The organism is Streptomyces sp. NPDC001970 (assembly GCF_053594115.1).
Genome location: NZ_JBSFDW010000013.1, coordinates 133,890 through 142,167, shown reverse-complemented (window position 1 = coordinate 142,167; position 8,278 = coordinate 133,890). Strand labels below are relative to the sequence as shown.

Annotated in this window: 6 protein-coding genes; 3 read left to right on the top strand and 3 right to left on the bottom strand. The window is 72.1% G+C overall.

What is annotated here, in order from left to right; genetic code table 11:
• Window positions 1-623 precede the first annotated feature (623 nt).
• Window positions 624-1,595 carry a small ribosomal subunit Rsm22 family protein gene (locus ACWCP0_RS18290; protein ID WP_451079809.1) on the bottom strand — a complete coding sequence of 324 codons (972 nt, stop codon included), beginning with the start codon at window positions 1,593-1,595 and terminating at the stop codon, window positions 624-626.
• Between the two features lie 117 nt (window positions 1,596-1,712).
• Here ACWCP0_RS18290 and ACWCP0_RS18285 point away from each other — a divergent pair, with 117 nt between their 5' ends.
• The gene (locus ACWCP0_RS18285) at window positions 1,713-3,029 is read left to right on the top strand and encodes a hypothetical protein (protein ID WP_451079808.1); all 1,317 of its coding nucleotides are present in this window, start codon (window positions 1,713-1,715) and stop codon (window positions 3,027-3,029) included.
• Here the strand turns inward: ACWCP0_RS18285 and ACWCP0_RS18280 are convergent.
• The gene (locus ACWCP0_RS18280) at window positions 3,011-4,396 is read right to left on the bottom strand and encodes a multidrug effflux MFS transporter (RefSeq protein ID WP_451079807.1); all 1,386 of its coding nucleotides are present in this window, start codon (window positions 4,394-4,396) and stop codon (window positions 3,011-3,013) included. The genes ACWCP0_RS18285 and ACWCP0_RS18280 overlap by 19 nt on opposite strands.
• 72 nt (window positions 4,397-4,468) lie before the next feature.
• Here ACWCP0_RS18280 and ACWCP0_RS18275 point away from each other — a divergent pair, with 72 nt between their 5' ends.
• Window positions 4,469-5,488 (top strand): Gfo/Idh/MocA family protein, encoded by a 1,020-nt coding sequence (locus ACWCP0_RS18275; protein WP_451079806.1) that lies wholly within the window; start codon window positions 4,469-4,471, stop codon window positions 5,486-5,488.
• On the opposite strand, the gene ACWCP0_RS18270 is transcribed toward ACWCP0_RS18275, so the two are convergent.
• Window positions 5,475-7,106 carry an alkaline phosphatase D family protein gene (locus tag ACWCP0_RS18270; RefSeq protein WP_451079805.1) on the bottom strand — a complete coding sequence of 544 codons (1,632 nt, stop codon included), beginning with the start codon at window positions 7,104-7,106 and terminating at the stop codon, window positions 5,475-5,477. The genes ACWCP0_RS18275 and ACWCP0_RS18270 overlap by 14 nt on opposite strands.
• Before the next feature lie 132 nt (window positions 7,107-7,238).
• Here ACWCP0_RS18270 and ACWCP0_RS18265 point away from each other — a divergent pair, with 132 nt between their 5' ends.
• Window positions 7,239-7,997: an SDR family oxidoreductase gene (locus ACWCP0_RS18265; protein WP_451079804.1), complete on the top strand. Its 759-nt coding sequence runs from the start codon at window positions 7,239-7,241 to the stop codon at window positions 7,995-7,997.
• The last annotated feature ends 281 nt before the right edge of the window (window positions 7,998-8,278 follow it).

Genomic DNA, 8,278 nt, shown 5'->3' with positions numbered 1-8,278 from the left:
CCACAAAGCCCGAACGCGGCCAGGACGGCGCACCCCCCGTACCGCGAACCCGCATACCGCCCTCAAACACCGGACAAGCTGAGATGTGGACGCCGCCCACAAAGCCCGAACGCGGCCAGGACGGCGCAGTCCCCCGTACGGCCAACCCCCATGCCGCCCTCAAACACCGGACAAGCTGAGATGTGGACGCCGCCGCCCACAAAGCCCGAACGCGGCCAGGACGGCGCACCCCCCGTACCGCGAACCCGCATACCGCCCTCAAACACCGGACAAGCTGAGATGTGGACGCCGCCGCCCACAAAGCCCGAACGCGGCCAGGACGGCGCAGTCCCCCACAAAGCCCGAGTAGGGCAGGGCAGCGCGCCGCCGCCATACGGCGGACCGGGTGTCCGCCCGCAATCGCCGGACAGGCCGCGAAGGGGCGCCGCCGTCACCGAACCCGGGTGGGCTGATGCGGGTGCCGCCGTACCCGAAGCCCGGCGGGCTGGGGCCCGCGCACATCGGGCCGGTCCCGGGACTCGCGGCCCGAAGCTGCCGCAGGGGGATCAGGGCGTCAGCCCTCGTGGCCCAGACTCCCGCGGGGCCGGGGGGCCCGGCCCCGCGGGGGAGCCGCGCATCGGCCCCTACGGGGGCCACTCCGCGCCCCAGCCCGTGTCGCGGGCCGCGCGGTAGAGGTCGCCGTGACGTTTGGTGACCGTCGTGCGGTGGAGGGACTCGTCGGTGGAGCAGAGGTCCAGGAGCACCTGGCCCTTGCGGATCTGGGGCTTGCGGACCACCCGGGAAGCCGTCGGGGTCGCGGGGAAGCGGGTGGCGGCGACATAGCTGAACTTCTCGTCCTCGTAGGCCAGCGAACCCCCCTTCACCTGGCGGTGCAGCGACGACCGGCTCACGCGCGCCGCGAAGTGGCACCAGTCCGTGCCGGGCACGATCGGGCAGGCGGCGCTGTGCGGACACGGCGCCGCGACTCGCAGGCCCGCCGCGATCAGCCGGTCGCGGGCCTCGATGACGCGCTCGTAGCCGTCGGGCGTGCCGGGCTCGACGATCAGCACCGCCTGGCCGGCCGCCGCGGCCTGCTCCACGAGTGCCGTGCGGTCGGCGTCGCCGAGTTCCTTCAGGACGTACGAGACCGTGATCAGGTCCGCCGGTTCCAGCCGCATCGCCGCGCCGATCCTGGCCCGCCGCCACTCCGCGCCGCGCAGCGCGGGCGAGTCCGAAGCGGCCGCCAGCTCCCGGCCGAGGGCCAGCGCGGGCTCCGCCCAGTCCAGCACGGTGGTGCGACGGTCGCTCTCCGGCCAGGCGTCGGCGACCGCCCAGCTCGCCGCGCCCGTACCGCCGCCGATGTCGGTGTGCGAGGCGGGCGCCCACTCGGGCGCCGCCGCCCTGAACGCGGCGAGAGCGGACCGTACCGCCTCGAACGTCGCGGGCATCCGGTACGCGGCGTACGCGGCCACGTCCGCCCGGTCGCGCAGCACGGGCGCGTCCGTCGGCGTCTCCCCCCGGTAGCTGGCGATCAGCCGGTCCACGGCCTGGGCGAGACGACCTTGCGGCAGACCGTCGAGCAGTCCGGCGAGAGCGGCGGAGAGAGTGGCGTTCACCGGCGAATTCTAGGCCGGAATTCGCCACCCGGCGGCGCCGGACCGAACCTCTGTGCCCACGTGGCCAGTTGCTAGTCTGACGGCCGTTGTCCAACGGCAGTGCTCATCGGGGGGACCATGAGACAGCGGGTCGTGCGCATCGCCCTGGTGGCCGGAGTGGCCGTACTGGCGCTGCTCCTCCTGCTGGCCACCTGCGGCGGTGGCGCAGGCAAGGAGCCCAGGGGCGGCGGGGACAAGCCGAAGAAGCCGACCAGGACCACCGGCCCGGCGACCAGACTCACCGTCCCGCCCGCGTACGACACCGCCAGGGGCTGGGAGCTCCCGGACACCTCGTCCGACTACGCCATCGCCCGCGAGACCGGTCTGATCGCCTACCTCGTACGGGAGAAGGACGACTTCCGGCTGCGCACCGTGGACGCCGCGACGGGCAAGCCGGGCTGGGCGGACGAGCCCAGGTCCGCGCTGGCCGGCCCGCAGAACTTCCCGCGGCTCTTCGCGGTCACCAAGGACGAACGGCAGTTCTTCGTCACCTGGTCGTTCGGGAAGGCCGGACGCGACCCGCTCACCCCGTCCGGCACCTTCGTCTCGCTCGACATCTACGACGCCGTCGACGGCGAACGGCAGCGCGTCGAGGTTCCCTGGCCCACCGCGCCGACGGTCTCCGGCACCGGTCCCGGCATCCTCATCGGCGACGGCGGGGCGCGCAGCGCCGTCGTGGACCCGGTCACCGGCGGTGTGACGATCATCGCTCCGAAGGATCTGCGCCACCCGGTGGGCTGCACGACCTGCCGGCAGCTGACCGAGGTGCGCGGGCTGACCGCGAAGGGCCTGCTGGTGAGCGGGGCCAGGGAGTTCTGGGTGCGGGGCGGCTGGTTCAGCCGGAACGTCGCCCCGGCCGGCGCCGACCGCACCTACGGCGTACCGACGTCGCTCGCCTCGGGGCAGGTGCTCGTCCGCTGGCAGAAGGCGCCGAAGACCAAGCGCGCCACCACCCATGAACTCTGGGCCGTGCACGACTCGGCGACCGGGAAGGCGCTGGTCACGGCCGAGTGCCACAAGCCGGCGATCGAGCCGGGCGAGTATCCGCAGGCCGTGGTCTCCCCCGACGGCCGCTATCTGATCGCCGGGAACCTCGCCTTCGACCTGGAGGAGCGGTCCGGGTACTGCTTCGAGGAGCCGGACGGCACCCACCCGTTGACGCTGACGACGGTGACCGACGAGGGCATGGCGTACGGGGCGACGAACACCCGTGGCGCGGCGGAGGCCCTGGCCGGCGGTGGCACCCCGTACGAGGTCGATCTGGCGACGGGTCTGCCGGAGCCGCTCTCCCTCAACTCCCGGTTGCCGAGCACCGAGGCGTCAGGGGTGGGGCTGTTCCGCTGGACGGACGCGAAGGACCGGCTGCATCTGATCGGTTACGCGCGCGCGGACTGAGACTCTCCGTCGGCTCGGTCCGTGTCCGCACCGCCCTTGTCCGTACGGTCCGCGTGATCCGTACGGTCCGCGTGATCCGTACGGTCCGCGTGATCCGTACGCCGCCACGGGCGGCACAGCAGGACGAACGAGGCCATCGCGCCCAGCGCACACACGAGCTGCACCACGGCCATGGGCACCGCGGTCGCCTCGCCCGCGATCCCCACCAGCGGGGATGCGATCGCACCGATCAGGAACGAGGACGTGCCGAGCAGCGCGGAGGCCGAGCCGGCGGCGTGCGGGGTGCGCATCAGCGCCTGGGCGTTGGTGTTCGGCATCGCCAGGCCCATCGCGGACATCAGAACGAAGAGACCTGCCGCCAAAGGTACGAGCCCGACCTCGCCGAAGACGCCTGTCGTCATCAGCAGCAGCGCCACCGCGGCGAGAGTGATCACGGCGAGGCCGAAGCCGAGCGCCTTGTCGAGGCTGACCCGCCCGACGAGCAGCTTTCCGTTGATCTGGCCGACCGCGATGAGCCCGATCGAGTTGAGCCCGAAGAGCAGGCTGAAGGTCTGCGGCGAGGCGCCGTAGATCTCCTGGATGACGAACGGCGAGGCCGAGATGTAGGCGAAGAGCGCGGCGAAGGCGAGCGATCCGGCCAGCATGTAGCCGGTGAACTTGCGGTCGGCGAGGAGACCCCGCATGGTGTGCAGGGCCGCGCCGACACCTCCGCCGTGCCGCCGCTCGGGCGGCAGGGTCTCGTGCAGCCAGCGCCACACGACGAGGGTGAGCAGCAGTCCGACCCCGGTGAGGACGTGGAAGACGCCACGCCAGTCGCCGACCCGGAGGATCTGGCTGCCGATGAGCGGGGCGATGATCGGGGCGACTCCGGAGATCAGCATCAGGGTGGAGAAGAACCGTGCCATCTCCACGCCGTCGTACAGGTCACGGACGACCGCGCGGGCGATGACGATGCCCGCGGCGCCGGCGAGACCCTGGAGGAGCCGGAAGGCGATGAGCATTTCGGCGCCGACCGCGAGAGCGCAGAGCGCGGTGGCGGCGACGTACACGAGCATGCCGATGAGCAGCGGTCGGCGGCGGCCCCACCTGTCGCTCATCGGGCCGACGACGAGCTGGCCGAGTGCCATGCCGGCGAGGCAGGCGGTGAGCGTGAGCTGCACCGTGGCGGCGGGCGCATGCAGCGAGCCGGTGACCTCGGGCAGGGCCGGGAGGTACATGTCCATGGACAGCGGCGGAAGAGCGGTGAGGCCGCCGAGGACGAGCGTGACCAGGAGGCCGGCGCGACGCGCGACGGCCGACGGCGACGTCGGGGACGGTGCCGGTGCGGCGTGGGATATGTGTCCTGTGGTCTGGCCGCTCTCCGGCATCAACAGCTCCTGCTTCTTGTCGTCGCCCCCTATGCTCTCAGCTCGTCCGAAGTGGTCGAGACCTTTCCACGTATGACCGAGGGGCAGGGCATGGGAGACACGGTGCGGTGGGGTGTGCTGGCGACCGGCGGGATCGCGGCGGCGTTCACGGCCGAGCTGCAGGAGATGCCGGACGCGGAGGTCGTCGCGGTGGCCTCGCGCACGGACACCTCGGCGCGGGCCTTCGCCGAGCGGTTCGGGATACCGAGGGCGTACGGCGATTGGGGGGCGCTCGCCGCGGACGAGGACGTGGACGTGGTGTACGTCGCGACGCCGCACTCGGCGCACCGCGCGGCCGCCGGGCTCTGTCTGGAGGCGGGGAAGGCGGTGCTGTGCGAGAAGGCGTTCACGCTGAACACCGCCGAGGCCGAGGAGCTGGTGGCGCTCGCACGCGGGCGCGGGCTGTTCCTGATGGAAGCCATGTGGATGTACTGCAATCCGGTGATCCGGCGGCTGGCGGAGCTGGTGCGGGAGGGGGCGATCGGTGAGGTCCGTACGGTCCAGGCCGACTTCGGTCTCGCCGGTCCGTTCGCGGCGGACCACCGGCTGCGGGACCCGGCGGTCGGCGGCGGGGCGCTGCTGGACCTCGGCGTGTATCCGGTGTCGTTCGCGCACCTGCTGCTCGGCGAGCCGGATGTCGTCCAGGCGCATGCGCTGCTCTCGGACGAGGGGGTCGATCTGAACACGGGGATGCTGCTGGGCTGGGAGTCGGGGGCGTCGGCGCTGCTGTCGTGCTCGATCCTCGCGGACACGCCGATGACGGCGTCGGTGACCGGCTCGGCGGGCCGGATCGACCTGCCGCGGGGCTTCTTCCACCCGGACCGGTTCGTGCTGCACCGGGAGGGCCGTGAGCCGGAGGAGTACGCGCCGGGGAACGACCGGTACTCGTTGCGGCACGAGGCGGCGGAGGTGATGCGGTGTCTGCGGGCAGGCGGGACGGAGTCGCCGCTGGTGCCGCTCGACGGCTCGCTGGCGGTGATGCGGACGCTCGATGCGGTACGGGACCGCATCGGCGTCCGCTATCCCGGCGAGCTTGCGGCTATGCCGGTGTGAGACCGGGGTTTCCGGCCTCGGTGACGAAGGACGCGGCCGTGGTGAGGGGCGCGCCGGGGGTGGTCACCGCGGAGACCGTCCGGAAGTCGGCGCGGGCGTGCTCGGTGGTGAGCGTGACCGTCGTATAGCCGCGGCGGCCGTTGTAGAACTTCATGTGCGGGTTGGCCTGGGTGAGGTTGTCCCAGTTCGCGGGCTTGTCGGCACCGTCCTTGCCACTGCTGATGGAGGTGGCGACGATCTCGGTGCCGACCGTGCGGGACGCCGGGTCGTCGAAGTCCTGCTTCAGGTCGAAGGCGTAGCCGACGTGGACGTCGCCGGTCAGCACGACAAGGTTGTCGATGCCGGCGGCCGCGGCGCCGTCCAGGATCCGCTTGCGGGAGGCGGGGTAGCCGTCCCAGGCGTCCATGGAGAGCTTGAAGTCGGGGCGCGGGACGTCGCGCCGCTGGGCGAAGGTGACCTGCTGCGGGACGACGTTCCAGAGCGCGTTCGACGCGTTCCAGCCGTCGAGCAGCCAGCGCTCCTGGGTCTCGCCGGTCATGGTGCGAGCCGGGTCCTCGGACTCCGGCCCGGGTTTCTGCCAGCCGTCGCCGTACGCCTGGTCGGAGCGGTACTGGCGGGTGTCGAGGATGTCGAACTGGGCGAGCCTGCCGAAGCGGAGACGGCGGTAGAGCTGCATGTCCGGGCCGTCGGGCTGCTGCGGCTTGCGCAGGGGCTGGTTCTCCCAGTACGCACGGTAGGCGGCGGCCCGGCGCAGCAGGAACTCCTCCGGCGGGACGTCGTTCTCGGGGATGTCGTCCGCGTAGTTGTTCTCGGTCTCGTGGTCGTCCCAGGTGACGACGAAGGGGTGCGCGGCGTGCGCGGCGGCCAGGTCGGGGTCGCTGCGGTAGAGCGCGTAGCGCAGCCGGTAGTCCTCGAGCGTGATGGTCTCGCGGTTGAAGTGCGCGGGCAGGCGCCGGTCGGTGTAGTTGCGGGCGCCGCCGACGGCGTTGACGGCGTACTCGTAGAGGTAGTCGCCCAGGTGGAACACGGCGTCGAGGTCCTCGTCGGCGAGGTGCTCGTACGCGGTGAAGTAGCCGTCGTGGTACGCCTGGCAGGAGACGGCCGCGAGCTTCAGCTCGGAGATCCGCGCGCCGGCCCGCGGCGCGGTGCGGGTGCGCCCGGTGGCGCTGATCCAGGTGCCGGCGCGGAAGCGGTAGTAGTAGACGCGGTCGGCGTCCAGGTTGGCGACCTCGACGTGGACGCTGTGGTCGAACTCCGGGTGGGCGGTGGCCTGGCCGCGTCTGACGACACGGGTGAAGCGGTCGTCGTGGGCGAGCTCCCACTTGACCGTGATGCGGGAGTTCGGCAGTCCGCTGCCGGGCTCGTACGGTCGGGGCGCGAGCCGCGTCCACAGCAGTACGGAGCCGGGCAGCGGGTCTCCGGAGGCCACTCCGAGCGTGAACGGGTTCTCGGTGATCTTCCTGAGGTCGAGCTCGGCGGCGCTCGCGGCCCCGGCGGTCGGAAGGTCGGCGGCGAACGCGAGAGCGGCGGCGGCGCCGGTGACGGTGAGGAAGCGACGGCGGCCCAAGTGGCGTGCGGCGGCGCGGAATTCTCCGGAATGTCGGCGTTCGGGTGTCATGTACCCCTCCCATACGACTGTTGTCAGCCGCATTGGAGTCGGGCGTGACGTCACACGGTTGTCCGGTACACAACATCCGCGTGTCGGACGGATGAGATCCGGGTTCGTGTCTCTGCCGTACGCTGCGGGCCCATGGAGGCAGAGCACAGAAGTGCCGTGATCACGGGTGCGGGTTCGGGCATCGGGCGGAGCGTGGCGCTGGCCCTCGCGGGCGCGGGCTGGTCGGTCGCCGTCGCCGGCCGCCGCGCGGAGGCCCTGGAGGAGACGGCCTCCCTGGCGGGCGACGACGCGGACGTGCTGTGCGTCCCCGCGGACGTCACCTCACCGGACGAGGTCACGGCCCTCTTCACCGCGGTGCGGGATCGGTACGGGCGCCTGGACCTGCTCTTCAACAACGCGGGCACGTTCGGACCGGGCGGCGTCCCGCTCGAGGACCTCCCCTACGAGGCGTGGCGCCACGTCGTGGACGTCAACCTCAACGGCTCGTTCCTGTGCGCCCAGGCGGCCTTCCGCCTGATGAAGGACCAGGACCCGCAGGGCGGCCGCATCATCAACAACGGCTCCATCTCGGCGCATGTGCCGCGGCCGATGTCGGTCGCGTACACGGCCACGAAGCACGCCATGACCGGCCTGACCAAGTCCCTCTCCCTGGAGGGCCGTCCGTACCGGATCGCCTGCGGCCAGATCGACATCGGCAACGCGGCGACCGAGATGACGGCGCGCATGCAGACGGGTGTCCTTCAGGCGGACGGCCGCCTCGCCGTGGAGCCCGTGATGGACGCGGCGGATGTGGCGCGGACCGTGCTTCACATGGCGGAGCTCCCGCTGGAGGCGAATGTGCAGTTCGCGACGGTGATGGCGACGACGATGCCGTACATCGGCCGCGGCTGACGCCTCCTCGGGGCTCCGCCCCGGGCCCCGGTACCGCCCCGCGGAGCGGCTGCCGGGCCCTGACCGGCACCACCGGGTGCGCGGGTCCCTGGCAGGCAGTCGGTGCCACCGGGCGGGCGGGGTTGCGGGTCGTGGCCGGTACCGCCCGATGGTCCCGAGTGTCCGTCCTCAAACGCCGGACGGGCTGGAGTTGCGCCCCGCACCCCACAATGAGGCGAAGCTGCCCGCCCCCAAAAAGCCGGACCAGCCGGAGAAGCACCCCGCACCACCTGGCGAACACG